This window comes from Empedobacter brevis NBRC 14943 = ATCC 43319 (assembly GCF_000382425.1).
Lineage (GTDB): Bacteria > Bacteroidota > Bacteroidia > Flavobacteriales > Weeksellaceae > Empedobacter > Empedobacter brevis.
Genome location: NZ_KB908291.1, coordinates 135,589 through 161,261, shown reverse-complemented (window position 1 = coordinate 161,261; position 25,673 = coordinate 135,589). Strand labels below are relative to the sequence as shown.

General features: G+C 33.0%; 25 protein-coding genes. 13 read left to right on the top strand and 12 right to left on the bottom strand.

Going from position 1 to position 25,673, the window contains the following annotated elements; genetic code table 11:
• Positions 1-15 precede the first annotated feature (15 nt).
• The 3 genes from prfB to H277_RS0100755 are packed head-to-tail and all read left to right on the top strand — an operon-like array spanning position 16 to position 4,045.
• Positions 16-1,116: a peptide chain release factor 2 gene (gene prfB / locus H277_RS0100765; protein ID WP_019973648.1), complete on the top strand. Its 1,101-nt coding sequence runs from the start codon at positions 16-18 to the stop codon at positions 1,114-1,116.
• Positions 1,117-1,136: 20 nt separating this feature from the next.
• Positions 1,137-2,504: a Trk system potassium transporter TrkA gene (gene trkA, locus H277_RS0100760; protein WP_019973647.1), complete on the top strand. Its 1,368-nt coding sequence runs from the start codon at positions 1,137-1,139 to the stop codon at positions 2,502-2,504.
• Positions 2,504-4,045 (top strand): TrkH family potassium uptake protein, encoded by a 1,542-nt coding sequence (locus H277_RS0100755; protein ID WP_019973646.1) that lies wholly within the window; start codon positions 2,504-2,506, stop codon positions 4,043-4,045. The genes trkA and H277_RS0100755 overlap by 1 nt, the downstream gene beginning before the upstream one ends.
• Here the strand turns inward: H277_RS0100755 and H277_RS0100750 are convergent.
• Entirely contained in the window at positions 4,042-5,016 is a 975-nt protein-coding gene (locus H277_RS0100750) for a glycosyltransferase family protein (protein ID WP_019973645.1), read from the bottom strand. The two genes, H277_RS0100755 and H277_RS0100750, sit on opposite strands and share 4 nt — an antisense overlap.
• Positions 5,013-5,840 (bottom strand): UDP-2,3-diacylglucosamine diphosphatase, encoded by an 828-nt coding sequence (locus H277_RS0100745; RefSeq protein ID WP_019973644.1) that lies wholly within the window; start codon positions 5,838-5,840, stop codon positions 5,013-5,015. The genes H277_RS0100750 and H277_RS0100745 overlap by 4 nt, the downstream gene beginning before the upstream one ends.
• 92 nt (positions 5,841-5,932) lie before the next feature.
• Here H277_RS0100745 and H277_RS0100740 point away from each other — a divergent pair, with 92 nt between their 5' ends.
• On the top strand, positions 5,933-6,145 hold the full coding sequence (locus tag H277_RS0100740) for a hypothetical protein (protein ID WP_019973643.1): 213 nt from the start codon (positions 5,933-5,935) through the stop codon (positions 6,143-6,145).
• Between the two features lie 60 nt (positions 6,146-6,205).
• On the opposite strand, the gene H277_RS0100735 is transcribed toward H277_RS0100740, so the two are convergent.
• Together H277_RS0100735 and lpdA are read right to left on the bottom strand one after the other, a co-directional pair.
• Entirely contained in the window at positions 6,206-6,979 is a 774-nt protein-coding gene (locus tag H277_RS0100735) for a T9SS-dependent surface endonuclease, AS87_RS02955 family (RefSeq protein WP_019973642.1), read from the bottom strand.
• Positions 6,980-7,122: 143 nt separating this feature from the next.
• Positions 7,123-8,514 carry a dihydrolipoyl dehydrogenase gene (gene lpdA / locus H277_RS0100730; protein ID WP_033422514.1) on the bottom strand — a complete coding sequence of 464 codons (1,392 nt, stop codon included), beginning with the start codon at positions 8,512-8,514 and terminating at the stop codon, positions 7,123-7,125.
• A 91-nt stretch (positions 8,515-8,605) separates the two neighbouring features.
• Between lpdA and H277_RS0100725 the strand changes: the two genes are divergently transcribed.
• The gene (locus H277_RS0100725; RefSeq protein ID WP_019973640.1) at positions 8,606-8,953 is read left to right on the top strand and encodes a hypothetical protein; all 348 of its coding nucleotides are present in this window, start codon (positions 8,606-8,608) and stop codon (positions 8,951-8,953) included.
• Between the two features lie 29 nt (positions 8,954-8,982).
• Here the strand turns inward: H277_RS0100725 and H277_RS0100720 are convergent, their stop codons facing one another.
• The 3 genes from H277_RS0100720 to H277_RS0100710 form a co-directional block, all read right to left on the bottom strand.
• Positions 8,983-9,189, bottom strand: coding sequence for a hypothetical protein (locus H277_RS0100720; RefSeq protein ID WP_019973639.1), 207 nt, complete (start codon positions 9,187-9,189; stop codon positions 8,983-8,985).
• A gap of 156 nt (positions 9,190-9,345) precedes the next feature.
• Entirely contained in the window at positions 9,346-9,918 is a 573-nt protein-coding gene (locus H277_RS0100715; RefSeq protein ID WP_146810282.1) for a hypothetical protein, read from the bottom strand.
• 66 nt (positions 9,919-9,984) lie between these two features.
• On the bottom strand, positions 9,985-10,731 hold the full coding sequence (locus tag H277_RS0100710) for a M15 family metallopeptidase (RefSeq protein ID WP_236901527.1): 747 nt from the start codon (positions 10,729-10,731) through the stop codon (positions 9,985-9,987).
• Positions 10,732-10,800: 69 nt separating this feature from the next.
• Here H277_RS0100710 and H277_RS0100705 point away from each other — a divergent pair, with 69 nt between their 5' ends.
• Positions 10,801-12,075: a hemolysin family protein gene (locus tag H277_RS0100705; RefSeq protein ID WP_026357325.1), complete on the top strand. Its 1,275-nt coding sequence runs from the start codon at positions 10,801-10,803 to the stop codon at positions 12,073-12,075.
• Between the two features lie 57 nt (positions 12,076-12,132).
• On the opposite strand, the gene H277_RS0100700 is transcribed toward H277_RS0100705, so the two are convergent.
• Both H277_RS0100700 and pepT read right to left on the bottom strand, forming a co-directional pair.
• Positions 12,133-12,801 carry a head GIN domain-containing protein gene (locus H277_RS0100700; RefSeq protein ID WP_019973635.1) on the bottom strand — a complete coding sequence of 223 codons (669 nt, stop codon included), beginning with the start codon at positions 12,799-12,801 and terminating at the stop codon, positions 12,133-12,135.
• 92 nt (positions 12,802-12,893) lie between these two features.
• A complete protein-coding gene (gene pepT, locus H277_RS0100695; protein WP_019973634.1) occupies positions 12,894-14,135 on the bottom strand; it encodes a peptidase T in 1,242 nt (413 codons plus the stop codon).
• A gap of 64 nt (positions 14,136-14,199) precedes the next feature.
• Between pepT and H277_RS0100690 the strand changes: the two genes are divergently transcribed.
• Both H277_RS0100690 and H277_RS0100685 read left to right on the top strand, forming a co-directional pair.
• Positions 14,200-15,066: a hydroxymethylglutaryl-CoA lyase gene (locus H277_RS0100690; RefSeq protein ID WP_033422491.1), complete on the top strand. Its 867-nt coding sequence runs from the start codon at positions 14,200-14,202 to the stop codon at positions 15,064-15,066.
• Positions 15,067-15,201: 135 nt separating this feature from the next.
• Complete coding sequence (locus H277_RS0100685; RefSeq protein WP_236901526.1) at positions 15,202-16,572, top strand: peptidylprolyl isomerase; 1,371 nt, start codon at positions 15,202-15,204, stop codon at positions 16,570-16,572.
• 61 nt (positions 16,573-16,633) lie between these two features.
• Here H277_RS0100685 and H277_RS0100680 read toward each other — a convergent pair whose 3' ends face one another.
• Entirely contained in the window at positions 16,634-17,176 is a 543-nt protein-coding gene (locus H277_RS0100680; RefSeq protein WP_019973631.1) for a lipocalin family protein, read from the bottom strand.
• Between the two features lie 126 nt (positions 17,177-17,302).
• Between H277_RS0100680 and H277_RS0100675 the strand changes: the two genes are divergently transcribed.
• The 5 genes from H277_RS0100675 to H277_RS18395 all read left to right on the top strand — a co-directional run bounded on the left by H277_RS0100675 (position 17,303) and on the right by H277_RS18395 (position 21,059).
• On the top strand, positions 17,303-17,575 hold the full coding sequence (locus H277_RS0100675) for a DUF2089 family protein (RefSeq protein WP_019973630.1): 273 nt from the start codon (positions 17,303-17,305) through the stop codon (positions 17,573-17,575).
• Positions 17,568-18,053 (top strand): PH domain-containing protein, encoded by a 486-nt coding sequence (locus H277_RS0100670; protein ID WP_019973629.1) that lies wholly within the window; start codon positions 17,568-17,570, stop codon positions 18,051-18,053. The genes H277_RS0100675 and H277_RS0100670 overlap by 8 nt, the downstream gene beginning before the upstream one ends.
• Positions 18,034-18,630, top strand: a complete 597-nt coding sequence (locus tag H277_RS0100665; protein ID WP_019973628.1) for a M48 family metalloprotease — start codon at positions 18,034-18,036, stop codon at positions 18,628-18,630. The genes H277_RS0100670 and H277_RS0100665 overlap by 20 nt, the downstream gene beginning before the upstream one ends.
• Complete coding sequence (locus tag H277_RS0100660) at positions 18,627-19,946, top strand: serine hydrolase domain-containing protein (protein ID WP_019973627.1); 1,320 nt, start codon at positions 18,627-18,629, stop codon at positions 19,944-19,946. Before H277_RS0100665 ends, H277_RS0100660 begins: the two co-directional genes overlap by 4 nt.
• Before the next feature lie 276 nt (positions 19,947-20,222).
• Positions 20,223-21,059, top strand: a complete 837-nt coding sequence (locus H277_RS18395; protein WP_019973626.1) for an aspartyl protease family protein — start codon at positions 20,223-20,225, stop codon at positions 21,057-21,059.
• 57 nt (positions 21,060-21,116) lie between these two features.
• Here the strand turns inward: H277_RS18395 and H277_RS0100650 are convergent, their stop codons facing one another.
• Both H277_RS0100650 and H277_RS0100645 read right to left on the bottom strand, forming a co-directional pair.
• The gene (locus tag H277_RS0100650; RefSeq protein WP_019973625.1) at positions 21,117-22,133 is read right to left on the bottom strand and encodes a PTS sugar transporter subunit IIC; all 1,017 of its coding nucleotides are present in this window, start codon (positions 22,131-22,133) and stop codon (positions 21,117-21,119) included.
• 75 nt (positions 22,134-22,208) lie between these two features.
• Positions 22,209-25,670 carry a methylmalonyl-CoA mutase family protein gene (locus H277_RS0100645; RefSeq protein WP_019973624.1) on the bottom strand — a complete coding sequence of 1,154 codons (3,462 nt, stop codon included), beginning with the start codon at positions 25,668-25,670 and terminating at the stop codon, positions 22,209-22,211.
• Positions 25,671-25,673 lie beyond the last annotated feature (3 nt).

Below are 25,673 nucleotides of genomic sequence, written 5' to 3'. Positions count from 1 at the left end.
TATACATTTGCATTTATGTTTAACAACGAATTACTAAAAGATATCCAAAAGCGTACACAGGATTTGCACGAATATTTGGAAATTGAGCAGAAAGAAATCGAAGTTCAAAATGAAGAAGAACATGCTGCTTCTCCTGAATTTTGGAACAATCCGAAAGAAGCGGAAGCTTTTATGAAAGGTTTACGCGGAAAAAAGAAATGGATTGATGAATACCAGACCATTGCAAATGCTGTAAACGATGTGGAAGTCTTAGTAGAATTTAACCGTGAAGGTGAAGTTACAGACGAAGAAGTGATGGAACAATACGAAATTGTTGCAAAACTTCTCGAAGATATTGAATTTAAGAATATGCTATCAGAAGAAGGTGACAATCTTGGTGCTGTTCTTCAAATCACTGCTGGAGCCGGAGGAACAGAATCATGTGACTGGGCTTCTATGTTGATGCGTATGTACCTCATGTGGGCTGAAAAGCATGGTTATAAAGTAAAAGAACTGAACTACCAAGCAGGTGACGTCGCTGGTGTAAAAACCGTCACATTAGAAATTGATGGAGAATTTGCATTCGGCTATTTGAAAGGAGAAAATGGTGTTCACCGTTTGGTACGTATCTCACCTTTTGATAGTAATGCTAAACGTCACACAAGTTTCGTTTCAGTCTATGTCTCTCCAATTGTGGATGACACCATCGAAATTGAAATCAATCCTGCAGATATTGAGTTACAAACTTCTCGTTCCGGTGGGGCTGGAGGGCAAAATGTCAACAAAGTAGAAACCAAAGTTCAATTAACACACAAACCAACAGGAATAGTAGTCGTTTGTCAAATTGAACGTTCTCAATTGGCCAACCGTGAACGTGCAATGGAGATGTTAAAATCTGAGTTGTACAAAATAGAATTAGAAAAGAAAATGGCTGCCCGTAACGAAATTGAAGCAAATAAGATGAAAATCGAATGGGGTTCTCAAATTCGTAATTATGTAATGCATCCTTATAAATTGGTAAAAGACGTCAGAACAGGCACGGAAACAGGTAATGTAGATGCTGTGATGAATGGTGATATAGACGAATTCTTAAAATCGTTCCTGATGTTAATGGGGCAAAAAGAAACGTCAAAATAATCGTACACTAAATCTCTTTCATGAAGATATTAATCGGAGGCGCCGGAGAAGTTGGTTTTCATCTAGCTAAATTACTTTCCAATGAAATGAATGACATTGTCATCATGGATATGGACAAAGACAAATTGTTGATGATTGAAAACACGTTAGATGTAATGGCCTATCGTGGTGATATCACTTCTTTTAAAGCCCTACGAGAAGTTGGGATAGATGATATTGATATTTTTATATCAGTCACTCATCTTCAAAACACAAACCTTACGAGCGCTTCGATTGCAAAAGATTTAGGAGCAAAACGTACGTTAGCGCGCATCTCTAATCCTGAATTTTTACACAAAGAAAATCAGTTTTGGGTTCAAGGTATGGGAATTGATGCCCTTATTAGCCCGGAAAAACTAGCAGCAGATGAAATCTATTCTTTAGTCCAGCAATCTGCATTTAATGCTATGCATCCGTTTGCTAACGGCCAATTGTTCATGGTTGGAACTGTTTTGGATGCCGATTGTAAAATATTGGATAAGAAATACAAAGACATGTATTTAACAACAAAAGGTGGAGAAGATAACCTTTTGATGCCATTTGCAATTATCCGAAGCAGCGATCGTGGAGAATATCAAACAATTATTCCGGAAGCCGAAACTGAATTCAAAATTGATGATCACGTTTATTTTATTGTCAAAAAAGCCGGAATTTTAGAAATCTACAAAATTCTTGGAAAAAAACAAGAGTATTTCAAAAATGTAATTGTTCTCGGAGGAGGAAGCATAGGAGTTAAAGTTTCCAAACTTTTAAAAGACAACAAACACAATGTTAAACTATTAGAAATCAACCGAAACAAGGCATTCGATTTGGCTGATGATTTAAATAATATTCTGATTATTAACGGAGATGGTCGAGATGGTGAACTACTTTTAGAAGAAGGTATTTCTGATTCGGATGCCTTTATTGCTGTAACCGGAAGTTCAGAAACAAATATTATGTCTTGCCTTTTAGCAAAATCCAAAGGCGTAAAAAAAACGATTGCTTTAGTCGAAAATATCGATTATATCCATCTCAGTCAAGAGGTTGGAATTAATGCCTTTATCAATAAAAAACTATTAACTGCTGATAGTATTTTCCGTTATATTCGCCAAGGTTCAGTGATGGATGTCACTGGAATTTCAGATTTGGATGCTGAAGTTTTGGAATTCCGTATTCATGAAAATTCTGAAATTGCAAATAAGCATGTTTCTGACTTTCCATTTAAAGAAGGTGCTATTATTACAGGAATCGTTCGCAGAAATGACGGATTTATTCCTACCGAAGATTTTATTATCGAGCCCAAAGACCATGTAATTGTCTTTTGTCAGGCAAATTTAATTCCAAAAGTGACGAAATATTTTAAATAATGAAATCACTTAACATCAAAGTAATCCTGAACCTTTCAGGTGTTCTATTGTTACTGAATGCACTCTTCATGTTCATCGCAACATGTGTGAGTATTTATTTTAATGATCATTTACTCTACTCCTTTCTTCTTTCTGGAAGTTTAGTAGGGTTAGCAGGAATAGCAATGATGTATTTTACACGCGATAGAAGAAAACACATCAACAAACGCGAAGGATATATTGTGGTTTGTGTTGGTTGGCTTTTCTTGATTCTCTCAGGATGTTTACCTTATGTCACTTCTTTACTCTTATTACCTAACGACCATATTATCAATGAAAATTTTAGTCTTGTAAATATTGTTTACGAAACTGTTTCAGGTTACACAGCAACAGGAACTTCCATTTACGATGATGTAGAAAGTCTTCCGAAAAGTATTTTATTTTGGAGGAGTACAACCAATTGGATTGGCGGAATGGGAATTATTGTATTGACAATTGCCATTTTACCTTTTCTTGGAATTGGAGGCAGGCAGCTTTTTATGGCAGAAGCTCCGGGAATACATACCGATAAAATTCATCCTCGAATTACTGAAACCGCTAAAAATCTATGGTTAATTTACTTGGGACTAACTGCTTTTTTTGCGTTGTTACTTCATTTGGGAGGAATGAATTTATTTGATGCAGCTAATCATTCGATGAGTATAATTGCAACTGCAGGTTTTTCTACAAAAAATGAAAGTTTAATGCATTGGAACAATAATATTTTTATACAATATGTACTAATCGTTATGATGTTTTTAGGAGGTACCAATTTTGCATTGATTTACTTATTGATTAAGGGGCAGTTCAAAAAAGTATGGAAGAATGAAGAATTTAGATGGTGGGTTGGTTTACTTGGTGTGGTGACCTTCATTGTATTTCTTGTTTTATTTTTTAATATTTACCCCAATTATTCCGTCGAAACATATTCATGGTATAACTTAGAACATTCCTTTAGAAGTTCTCTTTTTCATGTTGTTTCTATTGCTTCTACGACGGCTTTAGCAATGGAAGATTATACAAGTTGGCTAACCGTAACCACGCTGATTTTCTTCGCATTATTCTTCATTGGAGGGTCAGCAGGTTCTACTTCAGGTGGAATTACAGTGATTCGACATGTCATTTTATTGAAAAATAGTTGGATTGAATTCAAACGAATTTTACACCCAAACGCAATTATTCCGGTACGTTACAACAATCGTTCACTCAACCAATCAATTGTTTTTCACGTGATGGCTTTCTTTGTAATGTTTATGTTTACCTGGATTGTAAGTTCTATTTTGTTTGCGCTTTTGAATTATGGTATAACAATGAGTTTTCAAGATATTTTGGCTTCTTTAACATTAACTGCTTCCACTTTAGGAAACGTAGGTCCGGGAATCGGCGAATTTGGTCCGGGTACCTCAATGAATTCTTTAACGGATAGTGCAAAATTATTATGTTGTTTTTTAATGATTTTAGGACGTTTAGAACTTTATACAATCTTAATTTTATTTACTCCTGCTTTCTGGAAAAATAATTAAATCATTGCTTCTAAAATAACTTTTTGAATAATTTTTTCAGTTTGGTCAGGAAAATCTTTTTCTATAATCTTATTCGAATCAACCCATTTCTGAAGTTGATTAACATTTAGATCATACGAATAATCGATACCAAGTTGTTTTAAAGCTTCACAGTTGCACAACTGTTCGTATTGTCCTTTAATTGGAATTACAAAAAGTTTTTTTCTGAGGTAGATACTTTCTGCAGGTAATTCAAATCCGGCTCCACACAAGACCCCTTTACAATTTTCTAAAGTTTTGATAAAAAGACGTTCATCAACCGGATAAAATTCTACATTAAATTGTTTCATCATTTCTTTGACAAAAGGAGAAAAAACCTTCCATCTGGAATCCTTGATTAGAGATAAAACTTCTACGATTTCATTTGGATGAAAACTAGGTAAATACACCAAATTATAATCTCCTTGCTTTGGATTTAGCATTCTGATTTTATCTCTGATAATAGGTAAAAAAATGGAATCGTGATATTCTTCAAAATGAAATCCATAACGATTGGAAGTCGGTGCATAATATTTCAAAATAGTCTCGCCTGTTTTATTCTTTATCTTTGGTGTTTCTTCAAATAATAAAGAAGCTTGGTGGCTGAGTCCTATAATTTTTTTCTTCTTTTTTCGAGCTGAATGCGCTGTGATAGGTTCAAAGTCATTGATAATTAAATCATATTTTTCGATTGGAAATTGATTTACTTCATTCCAAAAAGACTTAAAACTATTCTCCTTAAAAATTCTTTTATACGATACCTTTCCCATTTGATTATAAAATAAAGACAATCCTTTGTGGTATTTGAACTGATAATTTTCAAGCTGTAACTGCGAATTAGATCCACTTATAAAAACATCTAAATCGCCATAATTTTCGATAACCGGGAGCATCTTTTGTGCACGTGCCAAATGTCCATTTCCCGTTCCCTGCAGGGCGTATAAAATTTTCATTTACTTTTGTTTAGTATTGAAACGATTAACTCGTCCAACGAATAATTGAACTCAATCTCTTCCAGATTTTGCATCAAAACCTGTTTATGTTCATCAAAATAGAACACCGACCAATTTCCATCTACACATTCTAAAGCCGATAAATTTTCAATCCAATCACCAGAATTCATATAGATACAAGTTCCTTTATCCGTTTTTACTTTTCGTAATTGAGGTTGATGAATATGCCCACAGATTACATAGTCGTATTCATTTTCAATAGCCAATTCTGCAGCGGTTTGTTCAAAATCGTTAATATGTTTGACTGCTTTTTTGACTGAATTTTTAATCTTCTGAGACAGCGAATAACGCTCTCTTCCAAAAAACTCTAAACACTTATTGATAAAATAGTTTAACTGAATTAATTTATCATATCCCCAACCTCCTAATTTTGCAATCCATTTTGAATGCTGAATAGAAGCATCAAAAACATCTCCGTGAAAAATCCATGCTACTTTCTTATCTTGTTTTAACATATACTTATCAGTCAAGAGTATATTTCCAAAGCGCATTGTCGTAAATTTCCGCAACAATTCGTCATGATTACCAGTAATATAAATAACAGGAATTCCTTGCTCAGAAAGATTCAATAAATAGCTGATAATTTGAAGATGAGCTTCTGGAAAATAGCTTTTCTTAAAATTCCAAATATCTACAATATCACCATTCAGAATAACTTTTTTTGGATTGATTGACTGCAGATATGCTAACAATTCTTGTGCTTTACAACCAAAAGTTCCTAAATGCACATCCGAAATGACAACAACATCAAGATTACGCTTCATTGATTTTTATTTAAATTTCGAAATCAAATATTACTTAAACGTTTTTTTAATCTTATGAAATCTTTATAAATTTGACTCTAAATTGTAAAGTTATGAGCGAATTAAAATTCAAAACCAATATAAATTGTGACAGCTGCATCAAATCTGTAAAACCTTTTTTGGATGATGCTGTCGGCGAAAATAATTGGAAAGTAGATACGTCAGATGAAAGAAAAATTTTGACAGTAACAACAACAGAAGATGAGGAAGAAGTCGTGGAGGCTGTTACAGATGCAGGTTTTAAGATTCAGAAAATAGAGGAATAAAAAAAAAGCGATTCAATTTTATTGAATCGCTTTTCTATTAGAATAAGAAAATACTCTTACTTATTTTTTAACTACTTTTTGAGTAGAAGTTTTTCCGTTTACAGTTGTTTTAACCACGTAAGCTCCTTTAACTAAAGAAGAAACATCAACTGATTGATTCCCTTTTACTTCAAAAGATTTTACCAATTGACCATTCATGTTATAAACTTCTACTGCTGTTTTATCTTTCACATTAAAAGAAGCTGTATTTGTCCATAATGTATTAGAAATTGCTTTTGCAGCATCAGTATAGTCAATTGTTCCTAAATTTCCAGTTGTAACTTTTACGTCATCTAGGAAGAAACGAGAACTTGCCGGTTGAAATCCTTTAAAAGTAATTCTTGTTTCAGAAGTTCCTCCAATAATATTTACAGAAAATTCTTTGAAAGCTCCTTTTGTTAACTCAACTTCAGATACACTTAATGTACCTCCTCCTGAAATTTCTAATAATAAAGTTGTTTTCTCATTATTAGTACTCCAAGCACCAGCTCTAAAAGTTAAAGTCGCATTCCCGTTTAATCCCGCTAATTTAGGAGTAATAGCAGACCCTTGTGCAGATCCAGTTCCTATTTTAACAGCACCTGAAGCCTGATAAGCTTTAATATATTCGAAGCCTGTTGCTTCATCAACTCCATCACTTATAGCAGGTTGAGATAATGCTCCTCCCCATTGTCCATCATTTCCTCCAGCTCCTGTGTAAGCATCAAACGTTTGGTTCAAAATAACTTCTTGTGCTTGCGCCACACTAAAAGCAGATAAAGTAGCTACTGCTACTAAAGAATAGAATTTTTTCATATAAATTATTTTTATAATTATTTTGGTAAATATAGTTAAAAAACTAAATCAATACACATTACGCCAAAAATTAACCATTTAGTAAACTAAAAAAGCAGCCTTTACAAGGCTGCTTTCAATTATATATTAATCTTTTTATCTTTTTAAATATGAATTGCATGTCCATATGCATCTTCTACTGCCTCCATAATAGCCTCCGCCATTGTTGGATGAGCATGTACAGATTTCATAATTTCATGAGCTGTTGTTTCTAATTTACGAGCGACCACTGCTTCTGCAATCATTTCTGTAACTCCATCTCCAATCATATGACACCCTAGCCACTCTCCGTATTTTGCGTCAAAAACTACTTTGACAAATCCGTCTGCAGCTCCATTTGCAACCGCTTTTCCATTTGCAGAAAATGGAAATTTACCAACTTTTACTTCGTAACCTGCTTCTTTTGCTTTTGCCTCAGTAAGACCTACAGATGCAATTTCTGGTGAACAATATGTACACCCAGGGATATTTCCATAATCAATCGGTTCCACTTTTTCTCCGGCAATATGTTCTACACATAAAATACCTTGAGCAGATGCTAAGTGTGCTAAATCAGCTCCTTTTACAACATCTCCAATAGCATAATATCCTTTTACAGACGTTTCACAAAAATCATTGATGACAATTTTTCCTCTTTCTGTTGCGATTCCTACTTCCTCTAATCCAATATTTTCTGTATTTGGAACAACACCTGCTGCAGATAAAACTACTTCAGCCTCAAGAATTTCTTCTCCTTTAGCCGTTTTGATTGTAGCTTTTACTAAATCTCCTGAAGTGTCAACACCTGTTACTTCTGCATTTGTTAAAATATTGATTCCAGATTTTTTTAAAGACAATTGCAATTGTTTTGAAATATCTTCATCTTCTACTGGTACAATACGCGGTAAATATTCTACAATCGTCACTTCTGTTCCTAATGTATTATAGAAGTGAGCAAACTCTACTCCAATTGCACCAGACCCCACAACAATCATAGACTTTGGTTGCTTTTCCATTGCCAAAGCACCACGATAACCAATTACTTTTTTACCATCCTGTGGTAAAGCCGGTAATTCGCGCGAACGTGCACCGGTTGCAATGATTATGTTTTCTGAAGATAATTCATTCACAGAACCATCAGCAGCTGTAACTTTAACTTTTTTACCTGGTAAAACTTTCGCTTCACCTTGAATTACTTCAATTTTGTTCTTCTTCATTAAGAATTGAACTCCTTTACTCATACGATCTGCCACTCCTCTACTACGAGAAACTACATTTCCAAATTCGAACGAAATATCTGAAGGTAAGTTAATTCCAAAATCTTCTGCATGATTTAAGTATTTGAAAACTTGTGCAGATTTTAATAAAGCTTTTGTAGGAATACATCCCCAGTTAAGACAAATACCACCTAACTCTGCTTTTTCTACGATTGCTACTTTTTTACCTAATTGTGCTGCTCTAATTGCCGCTACGTATCCACCAGGACCACTTCCAATAACTATAATGTCGTAACTCATTTTTTCCATAATTTGAAATGCTAATTTAATCATTCTAGACCGAAAAAAAAGGAATTCCTTAAAATAGATTAAAATTTCTTACTTTTGCAATGTGAAAATATTCTTTGAAAATTACGCTGACGACTTACAAGTTGAAACTGAGCTACCTTTAGAAGGTAGTTTATCACAAGCTATCGAGATTTTTCATAACCTACCGGATTATGACGGAAGTTATATAGGCTTGGTTAATCGAGATGGCAATACTGTTCAAATTTCGAAATATGATCGTTTTTTATTTTTAATAGAAATCCCTGTATATCAAGAACAGGCTTCATATTATGCATTATTTACTTATTTTCAAGTTATGCAATTGTTACAGGATTTATACAAAGGATTTGATCCTTACACCATAAAAGGATTAAAATTTGAACAATATTTAAATAAAAAAGCAACGAAATAATCGTTGCTTTTTTATTTTTAATTTATGTATTAATTTGCCAAATCAGTGTATTTTTTTCTGGTTCTTTTTAAACGAATTAATACATAAATCAAAGAAAGAATTGAAATTGAAAATGTAACATTTAGCAATAAATCAGCAGATTCAACTTCCAAAATCTTCATAAATCCTGCAATAGTAACTAGCATCAAACTAAAAATATAGGCTACTATTGGATGCTTAACATAAACTTTCCCCATATTTAACCAAATCTTAACAATTGGGATAAAAATATTAATTATTTTCAATATTCCAAATTATTTTTAATCAAATACATAGAAATAAATCATTGTATATTTATGTATCCTTCTATTTATGGATTTTTCTCGCCAAAAGAATATTTGATTCTATGTTATCTACTTAAGTTTTGACATTTCATTTTTATAAAAGACTAAACTCTGTTGATTCAATTTATTTAGAAATGCATCATTAAAATCATTCAAACTTATAGATTCTAAATCAATCGTTGTTTTCAAAATAGGTAGAGTTATAACTTTATTCGACAACTTGTCAAGACTGCTCCATTTTGCAACAAATTCTTTTGTAGATACAGAATAAATTGATTCCCCATTTTCTTTTGATAAATCATCAGAAACAATTGTACGTTTTATAGCGGATAATTCCAACTTTTTAGATTGTCGATTGTATTTAAAGTAAGAAGTAAACAAAACATCTCCTATTTTATTTACAATCATAAACCCTCGTTTCGTTTCCTCAATAAAAGCATCTTGATCTAAATAATCAAAAGTCAAACTACTTTGTTTCTCATAATTAGACCCGGATAACAAAAAGTCTATCTTTTTTGTTTCGAAATTAATTGAAACTTTATCAAACTTTCCGTCTCCATCAAAATCTTTCACAATAGTCTCTTTTGCAAAAACCATCAGATGAATGCTAAAGAATAATGTTATGAAAGATAGAAATCTCATCGAAAATAAAAGTTTTAAATATTTATCTAAAGATACCACAAAAAAAGCTCCAAAAAGGAGCTTTAACTATTTAATAACAGGATTTATATCAAGTATATTTTCATTTCTATACTTTTCAATAAAATCATCTGTGAAATTTTCGCTTCCCATCAGCTTATTTTCCTGCAAAACTTTCTTGATATCTAGTTTTTTATACGCCTGTAACATTGGTTCTGAAATTGCTTTATACGTAAAATGCCAAGGCTCGTACTTAAATCCTTTTCGTGACGGATGATTTGTATACACTAAATAAAAACCATATTTTGATGCATGCTCATCTAACCAAAGTTTAAACTTATGCATTGACCCACCTTCATTAAAATGCTTCTCGTTCAACGGATCTGCCGGCACACCTCTTGTTCCATCTATAATATCCAAATCCGTTCCCCAATGGTGGCGAGAAGTTCCCGGTATTGTAGAATATTCTATAATTTTTTCAATATTCTGTTTCGCACTTATTTTTTTAGCTTGATTTGCTTTGTATTTACGTTCCCATATTCCGTTTTGATAGGTATAATTTCTATAACTCGAAATCACGTGTATTTTAAATCCTGCTTTCAAAGCATCAGCTTTCATCAATTCAAACTGTTTTGCTGCTTCCGGTAATAATTTGTACTCCTTTCCTACAAGAATTGGATTTCCTTTTCCTATAAGTTCAGCTGTTGTAAAAACTGGAGAAATCGTATCTGATTCTGAAGGAGTTTGATCACTGCTTCCAAAAGCGCATCCTGCATTCAACATAAATACAAGTAAAATTAAATAAGAAAATTTCATAATATTAAATTGTGACATTATGATCGGTATTAGATTTTGGTTTATTTTTATCAAAATTATAAAATAAAAGTGGAGATTGTTATAATAATTGTATTGATTTTATTGAACGGAATTTTTTCGATGTCTGAAATGGCTCTTGTTTCGTCAAGAAAATTCAAATTAGAAAATCAAATCAAAAAGGGAAGTTCTGGTGCAAAAACAGCTTTGGAATTAGCAGAAAATCCAAATAAATTTCTGTCAACAGTTCAAATCGGGATTACCTTAATCGGAATCTTATTAGGGGTTTTCTCCGGAGATAAATTAACTGCAAATTTAACGGAACTGTTAACCAAAGTTTCTTTTATTGCGCCTTATGCAAAAACAGTTTCTCCTATTATAATGGTAATCATTATCACTTATTTCTCTATTGTTTTTGGAGAACTATTACCAAAACGTTTAGGAATGAAATTTCCAGAAACAGTTTCTACAATTGTATCAAAGCCTATGAAGTGGCTTTCTGTTATTACTTCTCCTTTTGTATGGATTCTAACTTTTACAAACAATCTTTTCCTACAGCTTTTTGGAATAAAAGATCATGGTGGTGAAGTTGTAACAGAAGAGGAGATAAAAAGTATTATCAAAGAAAGCACAGAGGGTGGTGAAATTCAGGAAAAAGAGCACGAAATCCTAGAACGTGTTTTTGAACTCGGCGATCGCCGTGTAAATACTTTGGCAACCCACCGTTCAGAAATTGCTTCATTAGATATTTCTGATGATTATGAAAAAGCCCGTGCGAAAGTAAAGAAAAATAAATACTCAGCATATCCTGTTACTAAAAATAATAATCTGGATGAAATTGTAGGAATTCTGAAGCTGAAAGATATGTTCGGAGTCAGCAAAGATGATTTTAGTTTGAAGAAATTTATTCATAAACCTATTTTTGTAAATGAGAATTCGTTTAGTTACCCTTTGTTGGAAATGCTTCAAAATTCACAAGCTCATTTTGCTGTAATCTTAGATGAATATGGAACTACTGCAGGTATTGTTACAATAAATGATATTTTGGATGAGTTGGTTGGTGACACACCTGAAAATCAAGACGAAGACTATGAAATCATAGAACGTGAAGATGGAACATGGTTAATTGACGGGCAATTTTCTATTTACGAATTCGAAAAATTTTTTGAAATTGATATTGATGAAGAAATTGAGAACCGATATGTTACCGTTGCCGGAATCTTCTTAGATAAATACGAAACCATTCCAAATGTAGGAGATAAAGTTGAAGTAGATGATCTGATTTTAGAAATAGTAGACAAAGATGGTAATCGGATAGATAAAATTTTAGCTTACCGTAAATCATAAAAAAAGCTCAGCCAATTATTGGCTGAGCTTTTTTTATGATTTAATCGTTATAACCTATTATTTAAAATTAATTTTTCCTCCGGCAAGTTTTTTCTGGTTACGCTGAGATGGATTTCCATAAATATCAATCACTCCACCGGCTCTTGTTTTTGCCTCAACTGATTTCGTAGAGGTTGTTTCTATAAAACCACCTGCATTTGTCGTTAAGGTTGAGTTTTCGGCTTTTAATGTCTTAGAATAATATTTTCCTCCAGAGTTTGCTACAACAGTCTGAAATTCTGTATTTCCTGTTAATATAACTTCCGCTCCGGAATTAATTTTCACTTCTAACTTTCCTAAATTAACCGGTAACTTGATTGAAGAACCTTCATTCGAAATCAAATTCAAAGCTTGTGATTTAATCTCATCATCCGAATAAATTTTAGAACCTTGACTTGCTTGAATTTCATACAGCGATTTATAATAAACTTTAACCGTTGCCTCTCCTCCTTGCATCAATTTGGTTCCCGACATTTTGATTTTTAATTCGCCTTTGCTATTCTCTACCTTTATATCACTAGCATTGACACCATCCACTTCTATTAAATTTTTGTTAGATGATATTAATTCTACCGGTATTTTATCATACACCTTTAAAATACTAAACTCTCCTACATTAATTTCTTCCTGTGCAAAGACAAAAGAAGAGCCAAATAGTGCAACAGCACATAAAACGATATTTTTCATAAAAAAAGTTTTCTATTATAGATTTCGAAAATTTAAGCAAATTTCAAACCAAAATAGAAAACTTTTTTATTTTTAAGGGTATATTGTATTGATTATTTTGCTCCTTCAGCAGTTAATTCTGCAATGCGTACAATAATTTCTGTTGCTTTTTCCATCGATTCAACCGGAACATATTCATATGGCCCATGGAAGTTATGACCTCCTGCAAAAATATTTGGACAAGGTAATCCCATAAAAGATAAACGTGCGCCATCTGTCCCTCCGCGAATTGGTTTAATATTTGGCGTTACACCACAATCTTTTAATGCCTGTTCAGCAATTTCTACAGATTGGAATTTTTCTTTCACTTTCTCAATCATATTAAAATACTGATCAGAAACTTCTACCTTAATCACTTCATGATCGAAACGCTCTTGAATGTCTTCTGCTATTTGCAAAAATAACGCTTTACGCGCTTCATACTGTTCCATATCATGATCACGGATAATGTAAACCAATTTGGCTTCAGAAACATTACCACTCATTTTTGCCAAGTGAAAGAATCCTTCACGCCCATCTGTTAGTTCAGGAACTTCATCATTTGGTAATTGTGCAGCAAACTCCATTGCAATATTAGATGCATTAATCATCTTATCCTTCGCGTAACCCGGATGAACAGATTTTCCTTTAATTGTAACAATTCCTGACGCTGCATTAAAATTCTCATATTCTAACTCTCCAATTTCAGAACCATCCATTGTATAGCCCCACTCTGCACCAAATTTCTCTACATTAAAGAAATCAGCACCACGACCAACTTCTTCATCAGGCGTAAATCCTACAGCAATACGTCCATGTTTAATTTCCGGATGAGCAATTAAATATTCTGCTGCTGTTACAATCTCAGCAACACCTGCTTTATCATCAGCACCTAATAAAGTTGTTCCATCAGTTGTGATGATTGTTTGGCCTTTATATTGTAATAATTCGGGAAATTCATTCGGTGATAAAATCATTGAGTCATTCAATTTTATATCTCCTCCATCATAATTTTCCCAAATTTGAGGTTGTACGTTTTCTCCTGAAAAATCTGGTGATGTATCCATGTGAGATACAAAACCAATTGTAGGAACTTCATGATCTACTGTAGAAGGAATATACCCGAAAACATATCCGTTCTCGTCAATCGAAACATCTTCTAAACCGATCTGCTTTAACTCTTCTACTAAATAATTTGCTAAATCCCATTGACGGTCTGTACTTGGGAATTTTTCTAAGAAAGCTTCACTTTCCGTATAAGTTTTAACATATTTCAAAAAGCGTGTTACCAACTTTTCTCTCCATTCTGTTTGCATTGCGTTTTAATTTTTGTCAAAATTAGTAAATTATCTACCTTTAAGGCGCAAATAAACCAAAAAAATGAGTAAGCTTACTTTTAAAATTATTGAGTGTCCACGCGACGCGATGCAGGGACGTAAAGATTTTATACCAACTGACGCAAAAATCGATTACTTAAATCGTTTATTGACTGTCGGTTTTGAAGCAATAGATTGCGGAAGCTTTGTTTCTCCAAAAGCAATTCCACAAATGGCAGATACAAAAGAAGTTTTGGATCATATTGATAAAACAAATTCAACATCTAAATTATCTGTTGTTGTTGCAAACAAAAGTGGTGCAATGAAAGCTGCTGAGCATGAAAAAGTAGATATTATTGGTTTTCCTTTTTCTATTTCAGAGAGTTTTCAGCAATACAATACCAATAAAAGCCGGGAAGAAGCATTTGAAATGGTCAAAGAAATCAACAAAATTGCAATAGATAACGGAAAACACATGTTGATTTACTTGTCAATGGCGTTTGGAAATCCTTATGGAGAAACCTGGAATGAAGAAATTGTAAAAGAGTGGTCGAAAAAAATGGCTGATCTTGGAATCTCTTCAATCAATCTTTCTGATACAATAGGTGTTGCAGATGAAAAAACGATTGTCGACTTATTTCAAAACTTAATCCCTCATTATCCTGAAATTGAATTCGGCGCTCATTTTCATACCGTTTATACCGATTGGCACACAAAAGTAAAAGCTGCTTACGACAACGGATGCCGTCGTTTTGATGGAGCAATAAAAGGTTTGGGAGGATGCCCCATGTCAAAAAGTGATATGGTAGGAAATATGCCAACCGAAAAACTGATTAGCTTCGCAAACGAACACAAAGAAACACATGGTTTGAATCTTTTTGATTTCGAATCAGCCTGGAATGTTTCATTAAGAACATTTGGGCTGGTTTAATCTTAACAATAAACTAAAAAATCAATTCTTTTGTTAAAGGAAATTAAAATATGCTTGACTTTAACAAAAAAAGTTAAATTTGCTCATTGATAAGTAAATTATCAGGCTTAGAATATTAAAATGAAATTAAAGTATATGAAATTTAAATCGAGTATGATGTTGTTAATTGCAGCATTATTTACGGTAAATACTTTTGCACAAACAGCAAAACCAACACCAAAACGTCTTGCTAAAGTAGACGGTATCGCTGCTGTTGTCGGGGATCAGATTGTTTTAGAATCTGATGTTGATCGTGATTACTTAATGTCAAAACAACAAGGAATGAAAGTTGATGACAAATGCGATTTCTTAAACGACATTATGTTGGACAAAATGTTGGTTGACCGTGCAAAACAAGATACTTTAATTAAAGTTACCCAAGACGAAGTAACACGTCAGTTAAATTCTCAAATTGAAGGATGGATTGCGCAAGCCGGTGGCGAAAAACAAATCTTAGATTATTTTGGATTTCGTACTATGGCGGAAATGAAAAACGAGACAAAATATATTGTAGAAGATAATATTTACGCTCGTGAGAAAAGAAATATGGTTGTAAAAGGTGCAGATGCAACACCGGAAGAAGTTCGTTTATTTTTTGAAAAACACCAAGGTGAATTACCCGACGTAAAAGATGAGGTTTCGATTAGCCATATTGTAATGTATCCACAGATTTCTGAGGAAAACCAACAAAAAATTATTAATCAATTAAAAGAAATCAAGAAAGAAATTGAAGAAGGAGCTTCTTTTGCGACAAAAGCCATTTTATATTCAGAAGATCCTGGTTCTGCCAGTAATGGAGGCGAATATAAAAAAGTTTCACGTGGAAAAATGGTAAAAGAGTTTGATGCTGTTGCCTTCAACTTGCAAGAAGGTGAAGTTTCTGATCCTTTCAAAACTGATTTTGGATATCACATTATTAAATTAGAAAAACGCCGCGGTCAAGAGTTAGACTTACGCCATATCTTAATTACGTTGAAACCTACTGAGGAAGAAATAAAAGCAGCAAACAACAAATTAGATTCTATTCGATTGTTAATTAACGATGGAAAAATGACTTTCAAAGATGCTGCATTAAGATTTTCTGATGACAAATACACAAAGTTTAACTCAGGAAATATCATGAATCAAAATTCCGGAGATGATCGTTTTGAGAAAATAGCTTTACCATTACCAATGTTTACTGCAGTTACAACGTTGAATGAGGGTGATATTTCTCAAGTTTTTGAAGACGATTTTGACAACAGAAAAGCGTTAAGAATTTTAAAATTAAATAAATTCTATCCCGCGCATAAAATCAACTATGAAGATGATTATTACAGAATTCAGAAATTTGCTGTTCAAGACAAAGAACGAACTATGCTGATGGATTGGGTAAAACGACAAGTTGGTGATGCATATATAAAAATTGGTAAAGCATATCAAAGTTGTGACTTTCCAATTGACTGGGAAAAGAAAAACATAAAATAAAACAAAAACCCCCGAGAATTTCTCGGGGGTTTTTGTTTTATTTTATAATCGAAACTTTAGCTTATTTAGAAACCGGAATCTGAGAAGGCCAAATTAATTTACTTGGATCAAATCCTACTTTCTTCGCCGAATCTAAAAATCGGTCTTTTACTTTATCTGAAATTTCTTTTTTGCGTGATAAAATCCATAATTTATTATAATCTTCGCTTGCAACCAATGCATTGTTATACTCTTTATCAAAATCTATAACATATATTTTTTTAGCAAAAATGGGTAAAAAAGTTGTTGAAAACAATCCAACGTTTTCAATATCCTGTGTTCCTATTCCTTCTATTTTATCCCATCCCTTTTTCTTTGTATCATAACCGCGTACAATAATTTCTAATGAACCATTTTCTTCATTCAAATTAAAACGATGTGTCACATTTGTTTGGTTCTTTTGCACCTTGTTATCCAAACGAGCTATTTCGTACCAACGCCCTAAAAAACCACCTAGATCAAACTTTTGAACAGGCTTATATTTAATGTTCTTTTTATTGTGATTCACGATATATGCAGTTGTTCCTATTGCAAGCGCAGCAAGAGCTAATTTTTTAAAATTCATTCTCCTAAATTGTTAGGGTGCAAATGTATTAATAAAATTAATCCTGAAAAAACATCATTTCAAAGTTTGATTTTATTGAATATATTTTTAACTTTATTAAAATTAAGTTTAATTTTATTTATAACCATGAAAAAATTACCCGTTATATGTCCAAGTTGCACGCAAGAGCTCGCAGTCGAGAAATTAGTTTGTAACAACTGCCAAACACAAGTTGTAGGAAATTATGAATTACCTCTCTTCTTAAAACTTTCTGAAGAAGAACAAAATTTTATTATGCAGTTTTTTTTGAATTCAGGCAGTCTAAAAGATATGGCTAAACAAATGGATGTCAGCTATCCTACAATGAGAAACAAAGTAGACGATTTGATTCATAAAATAAATACAAGGTCAGATGAATAAAGATTTTTCAGTTTCTATGTCTCGATTTTTTAAGATAACCACGTTTCTATTAATCGCTTTATTAATTCTGACTGGATTAACGATGACTTATAACGAGCCTCGTTTGATTCCAAATCTTATTTATTGGGGAATCGTTCTTCCTATAATTACTGGTTGTTATCTTTTTTCATTGAATAAAGTTAAAGTCGATTTTAAGAATATTTATATCATATCAAAAATAAAGACAACTGTTATTCCTATAAATAAGGTTAAAAACATCACACGAAAATCTAAAAGTAATTACTTGATGATCATTGGAGCTCGAGGTATTTATGGATTAATCGGTCGCTCGTTAGATAATTATAAATGCAACATAAAAGACACTTCTAAACTTATCGCAATCGAGCTAAAAGAAGAAAAATTTCTCATTAGCTGCGATCATCCGGATGAATTCATTAACACAATAAACACACTAAAAAATGTTCAGAAAACTTCTTAATCCCTTTGCCTATTTCGATGATAAAATTCTATTGATAGTAGGAATTTTTGCCCATTTTATTTTTAGTTATATCTGCTATATTTCAAGTTCTTATTTTCCGGATTTTTTGAGTATTCAAAAAGTTAAAATAGCATTTTCTTTTCCTGATATTGTGTATCAAAACACACGAAATGTATTTATCGCAGTAGTTATTTTCTACATTTTTGGAAAAATAATTAATTCAAAAACACGGCTCGTCGACATTATAAACGTTATTTTAATTTCACGAATTGCTTACTACGCCGTGTTCATCACAGACTTTATTCCGTTCATCAATCACAAGATTGATCGTCTAGCAGAAGGCGTACTATCAAACGATTTTTCGATGTTACATGATATCTCTACAATGACAATTGTGGTGATTGTAGCTTTTATTGCAATATTTTTTATGGCACTCATGTTCTACTATTTATACATCGGTTTCAAAACCGTTACAAATATGAAAAGCCTTCAACAAACTATTGCGTTTGTTGCTGTTGTTCTCTTCCTAATTATTTTCACTTCAATTTTAGCCCTAATTATACCACAAAAAATATGAAAAAAATTTTATTTACATTCGGATGTTTGATTTCTATAAATGCATCCGCACAAAATCTGAACAAATCCGGTTTGGATAGTTTATTCACTTTTATAAATGAACAGAAGATTGGAGCAGGAAGTATTTCCATTTTCGAGAATGGAAAAGAAATATATTCCAATTCGTTCGGAAATCGAGATAATGAAAATAATTTAGTCAATAACAAAGACACAAAGTACAGAATTGGTTCAATTTCGAAAACTTTTACGGCTACTTTGGTTATGAAAATGATTGAAAATGGTCAATTATCTCTTGACACAAAACTTGCTCAATTTTACCCTAAAGTAAAAAATGCAGATCAAATAACCATCCGTCAATTGTTACAACATAAATCAGGGATTAATAACATTACAAATCATGAAACTTTCTTGAAATGGTATTTACAAGACCAAACAAATGAAGAATTACTGGAACGAATTTATGCATTAAAAACAGATTTTGATCCCGGAACAAAAGAAGAATATTCGAATACAAATTATATTTTGTTGAGTCTTATTTTAGAAAATGTTTCAAAAAAATCTTACAAAAATTTAGTCGAATCAATTATTATACAACCTTTCAACTTAAAGAATACAAAAGTTGGCGGAAAAATCCTGACCAATGAAAACGAAGCCAAGTCATACAATTATTTTAATAACACCTACCATTTACAACCCGAATCTTCGATGACTATCCCGCTTGGAGCCGGTTTTATGGTTTCGAATCCCAGTGATTTAAATACGTTCTTTTATTCACTTTTAAACGGAAAAATTATAACACCCGCTTCTGTAAAACTCATGACAGAAATTACAGAAAAGTTTGGTTTTGGTTTATTTTATGATGAGTTAAATAATGAAAAAGGGATAGGACACAACGGTATTATTGATGGATTCAGTTCCTACGCATTTTGTTTTGACAACACCACTTTTTGTTATGCTTTTGTTCAAAATGCAAATGAAATATCACAGGAAATGCTCAAAAATAATTTATACAATGCCACTCATCAAAAGAAAATTGATTATCCGAAAAAAGTGGTTTCAGTTAAGATTTCAGATGAAATTTTGAAAAAATACACGAACGAATATTCATCAACTGAACTTCCTATTTCGATCAAATTCTTTTTAGAAAACGATGCATTTATGGCACAAGGAAGCGGACAGCCTGCCTTTCCATTAACTACAGTTTCGGCCACAACGTTTGAATTTGAACCAGCCAAAATCAAAATTGAATTTATAGAAGACGGGGCTACAATGAAACTCATTCAAAATGAGAGAATATTTCATTTTACAAAAAAATAAAAAACGTTATTTCTTGATCTACATCAATTTATATCATTTTCAGAACACCTAACTTTACACTTCTTATTAGTGATTCGTACTTAAAAGTTTCGAATTTGTTTATACAAGTATATTCATAGTATAGTTAATGTATAAGAGTTATTTTAGGTTAGAGTGTTAAATAAAGAGCGGTTTTCATCGCTCTTTATTTTTTAGATTAATGATTATGACACAAATCTAAACATTGTTTTTCCAATTTAAGTTGTAACTTACAATCAACTTTTTAAGCACACTCTTATGAAAAAAATTGTCTCATTATTTTCAATCATTTTAGTCACACAATTATTTGCTCAAAAAATTCCAATACAACTTCTTCCTTCCGGACATATTATCACAAAAGCAACAATAGACGGAAAAGAAGGAAACTTCATTTTTGATACAGGAGGAGGAATTAATCTATTTTTTGAAAATTTTGCCAAAGATTTAAAGCAAAAAGAATCTTATAATTTTCTTACTGCATATCGGGCAACGGGTGAACGAATCGACGCGCCTTTATTTAAAAATGAAGAAGTCAATTTTGCAGGAAAAAGTTTTAGAAAAGTTCCCTATTCCACTTACAATATGACTATAGAAGGGATTGATGGTTTAATTTCTCTTCAAATGTTTGGAGAAACTGATTTTATAATTGATTTTAATAAAAAAGAAATCGAATTAACAGATTTCTCTAAAAATGAAAAGTTAATATCTTTTGACATTCAACTCACAACATATGCAGATAAAGCTACGGATATCTTCACATACATTACATTAAATGACAACTATACAATTCAAGTTTTATTAGATTCCGGAGCTGGAAGCAATTCTTTTTGGATAAGCGATAAATTCATCAAGACATTACAAATAGATAAAACAACTTTAGAAATAAGCGAAAAGAAAAGTGAATTTGATGAAAATATTGTAACGAAATTTTATAAAGGAACAATTTCTTCAATAGCGAATCAGTTTGTAACCTTAAAAGATCCTAAAGTCACTTTTGTTGAAGGATTGATTTATGAAGGAAAAACAAGTATTAATTGGTTTGGTAATAAAATAGGGATAAGTTTGAAAAATAAGAAAATGTACATCCTTGATTAAAAAAACAGATAAATGTATTTTTTTATAAAACTGTATCTCAAACTGAAAATATCTTCGTTAAGATAATTTAAGATCACCTTCCTTTATCCAATTTTTCTTTTTCATAATGGCATAAATTAAATAAGAGATGGCGGCAGGTGCTACAAATTGCAGCAACAAAATAGAAGTTAAAATATAAGTAGTTCCATACGTTGATTTCATTGCATTGAACGTTCCTATTTGCCCTACTAATCCACAAGATCCCATACCTGATTCTAAGGCTGTATTCTCCATCTTAAAATAAATAATGGCTATAGGACCAATAACTGCAGAAGCCAAAGTCGGTGGAATCCAAATTTTCCAATTTTTATAAATGTTTGGAACCTGTAACATACTTGTGCCTAATCCTTGAGCCAAAACTCCTTTCAACCCATTATCTCTAAAACTAATTGTTGCAAACCCTATCATTTGTGCACAGCAACCTATTGTTGCTGCCCCTGCCGCTAGACCATCCAATTCTAACATTAAACATAAAGCTGCTGATGAAATAGGTAAAGTTAGCACCATTCCTACAATTACAGCGACTACAATTCCCATAACAAATGGGTTTTCATTTGTTGACAACATAATAATTTCTCCGATCCATCTCATTATTTGCTGCACAGACGGCCCGATAATTTGCGCCAACACAACACCAACTAAAACTGTCACAATTGGTGTAACGACAATATCCACCCGTGTCTCACCTGCCACCATTTTACCAAATTCTACAGCAATTATTGTCGCAAGAAAGACACCTAAAGGTCCTCCTAATTGATAAGAAGCCATACCAACAACAGCAGAGGAAAACAAAACCAATTGAGGTGCTCGTAAACTATAAGCAATTGCTAATGCTATTGCAGGTCCTGTTGCCTGATTTGCTACCGGCCAAACAACATCTTTTAAGAAATAAATATTAAATTCTTCCCCAATCGTTTTAAAAATAGTCCCCACAAGCAAAGTTGCAAACAAGCCATAAGCCATTGCCCCCATTGCATCTATAAAATATCGTTTTGCCGAAATTTGAATGTCTTTTTTTAACAGGAAATCTTTCATGAGTGAAATTTACAACTTATATTAAAAAATAAAAGCCTTGTCTTTCAACAAGGCTCCTATTTATATGAATGAATTTTACATGTTACGTCTATACTGACCTCCTACTTTAAACAAAGCATCCGTAATTTGACCAAGTGAACAAACTTTTGTAACATCCATCAAAGCTTCGAAAATATTACCATTCTGAATTGCAATTTCTTGCACTTTCTCTAGTAACACTTTTTCTTCTTCAGCTTTTGCATGATGTAAATGCTCTTTTGTTTTAATCTGAAATTGTTTTTCTTCTTCTGTTGCACGAATCACTTCCGCAGGAACAACTGTTGGTGAACCTTTAGAACTCAAAAACGTGTTAACTCCAATAATCGGGAACGTTCCATTATGTTTTAACGTTTCATAATACAAGGATTCTTCCTGGATTTTAGATCGTTGATACATTGTTTCCATCGCACCTAAAACACCTCCACGCTCTGTAATTCGATCAAACTCTTGTAAAACAGCTTCTTCAACCAAATCTGTTAATTCTTCGATAATGAATGAACCTTGAATCGGATTCTCATTTTTCGCTAAACCTAATTCTTTATTGATGATCAACTGAATGGCCATTGCTCTACGCACCGACTCTTCTGTAGGTGTTGTAATTGCTTCGTCATAAGCATTTGTGTGCAATGAGTTACAGTTATCATAAATCGCGTATAAAGCTTGTAGAGTTGTACGAATATCATTGAAATCAATCTCTTGTGCATGCAACGAACGACCGGAAGTCTGAATATGGTATTTTAACATCTGTGCACGTTCATTTGCACCGTATTTATTTTTCAAAGCTTTTGCCCAAATTCTTCTTGCAACACGACCAATCACTGCATATTCAGGATCGATACCATTTGAGAAGAAAAATGATAAATTTGGACCAAATGCATTGATATCCATTCCACGAGATAAATAATACTCCACATAAGTAAACCCGTTTGCTAATGTAAAAGCTAATTGCGTAATTGGATTTGCTCCTGCTTCCGCAATATGGTATCCTGAAATAGAAACTGAATAGAAATTTCGAACATTTTGATTGATAAAATATTCTTGAACATCTCCCATCAAACGCAAAGCAAATTCAGTCGAGAAAATACATGTATTTTGTGCTTGATCTTCTTTCAAAATATCTGCCTGAACCGTTCCACGAACCTGTGCTAATGTATTCTTTTTGATTTCAGCATAAATATCAGCTGGCAAAACAAGGTCTCCCGTTACACCTAAAAGCATCAAACCTAATCCATCATTTCCTTCAGGTAGATCTCCATTATAGCGAGGACGTTCCAAACCTTTGTCTTCATAAATTGCTTTAATTTTTGCTTCTGTTTCAGCTTCTAATCCGTTTTCTTTAATATATTTCTCACAATTTTGGTCAATTGCTGCATTCATAAAAAAGCCTAATAGCATAGGAGCTGGCCCGTTAATTGTCATAGAAACTGATGTCGCAGCATGTGACAAATCAAAACCTGAGTATAATTTTTTCGCGTCATCTAAACAGCAGATCGAAACCCCTGCGTTCCCAATTTTCCCATAGATATCAGGACGATGTCCCGGATCATTCCCATATAACGTAACCGAATCGAATGCGGTAGAAAGACGCTTTGCCGGCATTCCTTTCGATACATAATGAAAACGGCGGTTTGTTCTCTCCGGACCTCCTTCTCCTGCAAACATACGTGTCGGATCTTCACCTTCACGTTTGAAAGGGTATAATCCCGAAGTGAAAGGAAATTCTCCGGGTACATTTTCTTGCAAAGCCCAACGTAAAATATCCCCCCATGCTTCATATTTTGGTAGAGCTATTTTAGGAATTTGTAAATGTGACAATGATTCAGAATGTGTCTGAATTTTAATTTCTTTATCACGAACCTTAAATGCATAAACAGGATTTTTATATTTATTTACCTTTTCATCCCAAGTTGTGATAACTTCCCAATTAAAAGGGTCTAAATTCATTTTAAGCTTATCAAATTCAGCTAAAAGAACTTTCACCAAATCAGTGTTATCCGTTCCTGTAATTTCAATTCCATGTGACGTAATTGCAGGCATTTTTCCGGAAAGAGTTTCTATCGTTTTAAAAAAACCATATAATTTTTGCGCAACTTCTTTTTGAGTCACGACTTTTGCATCATATCCTCTGTTATTTTCTGCAATTTCTGAAAGATAACGCGTACGAGACGGCGGAATAACAAATATTTTTTCTGACATCTCTTTTGAAATTTCAAAAGTAGATGTCAAATCTGCACCTGTTTTTTCTACCACTTTATCAATAATTGATTTGTACAATTGATTTGTACCCGGATCATTAAATTGGGAAGCAATTGTTCCAAAGACAGGCATCTCATCAGGATTTACATCCCAAAGATTATGATTCCGCTGGTATTGTTTTTTTACATCACGTAACGCATCCAAAGCTCCACGTTTGTCAAACTTATTGATGGCAACAATATCTGCAAAATCTAACATATCAATTTTCTCTAATTGAGTTGCAGCACCAAACTCCGGTGTCATGATATACAAAGAAGCATCTGAATGGTCTAAAATTTCTGTATCCGACTGACCTATACCGGAAGTTTCCAGAATAATCAAATCGTACTGAGCTGCTTTTAATACCTGAATTGCTTCTTCAACATATTTTGAAAGGGCCAAGTTCGATTGACGAGTTGCCAACGAACGCATATAAACCCGAGGATTATTGATCGAATTCATTCGAATACGGTCTCCTAATAAAGCACCTCCTGTTTTCTTTTTAGATGGATCGACCGAAACCAACGCGATTGTTTTTTCCGGAAAATCTATTAAGAAACGGCGAACCAGTTCATCAACCATAGACGATTTACCAGCTCCTCCTGTTCCGGTAATTCCCAAAACCGGTGCTGATTTATTTTCAACTTTATTGTAATCAAACGCTTTAAAGAAATCATCTTCTCTGTTTTCTGCTAAAGAGATTAAGCGTGCAATTGTTGTAATATCCTTATCTTTTAACGATTGATACACATCTTTACCTTCCGGTAATTCTAAAGTTCCGGTAGGGAAATCAGATTTCTCAACCATATCGTTGATCATTCCTTGCAAACCAAGTTCACGCCCGTCATCCGGGGAATATAAACGAGTAATTCCATATTCCATCAACTCTTTAATTTCTGAAGGTAAAATTACTCCACCTCCACCTCCGACAATACGAATATGACCTGCTCCTTTTTCTTGAAGTAAATCGTACATGTATTTAAAATATTCGTTATGTCCTCCTTGATAAGAAGTCATGGCTATAGCATTAGCATCTTCTTGAATCGCCGTATTTACAACATCTTCTACAGATTTGTCGTGTCCTAAATGTATCACTTCACATCCTGTAGCCTGAATAATCCGACGCATGATATTAATTGATGCATCATGTCCATCAAATAAAGCTGCAGCAGTTACAATACGAACTTTATTTTTTGGATGATAGACTTCTTGAATAGGATGGACAAATTTTTCTTTCTTTTCTTCTTGAGTAATTTGCGACATTTA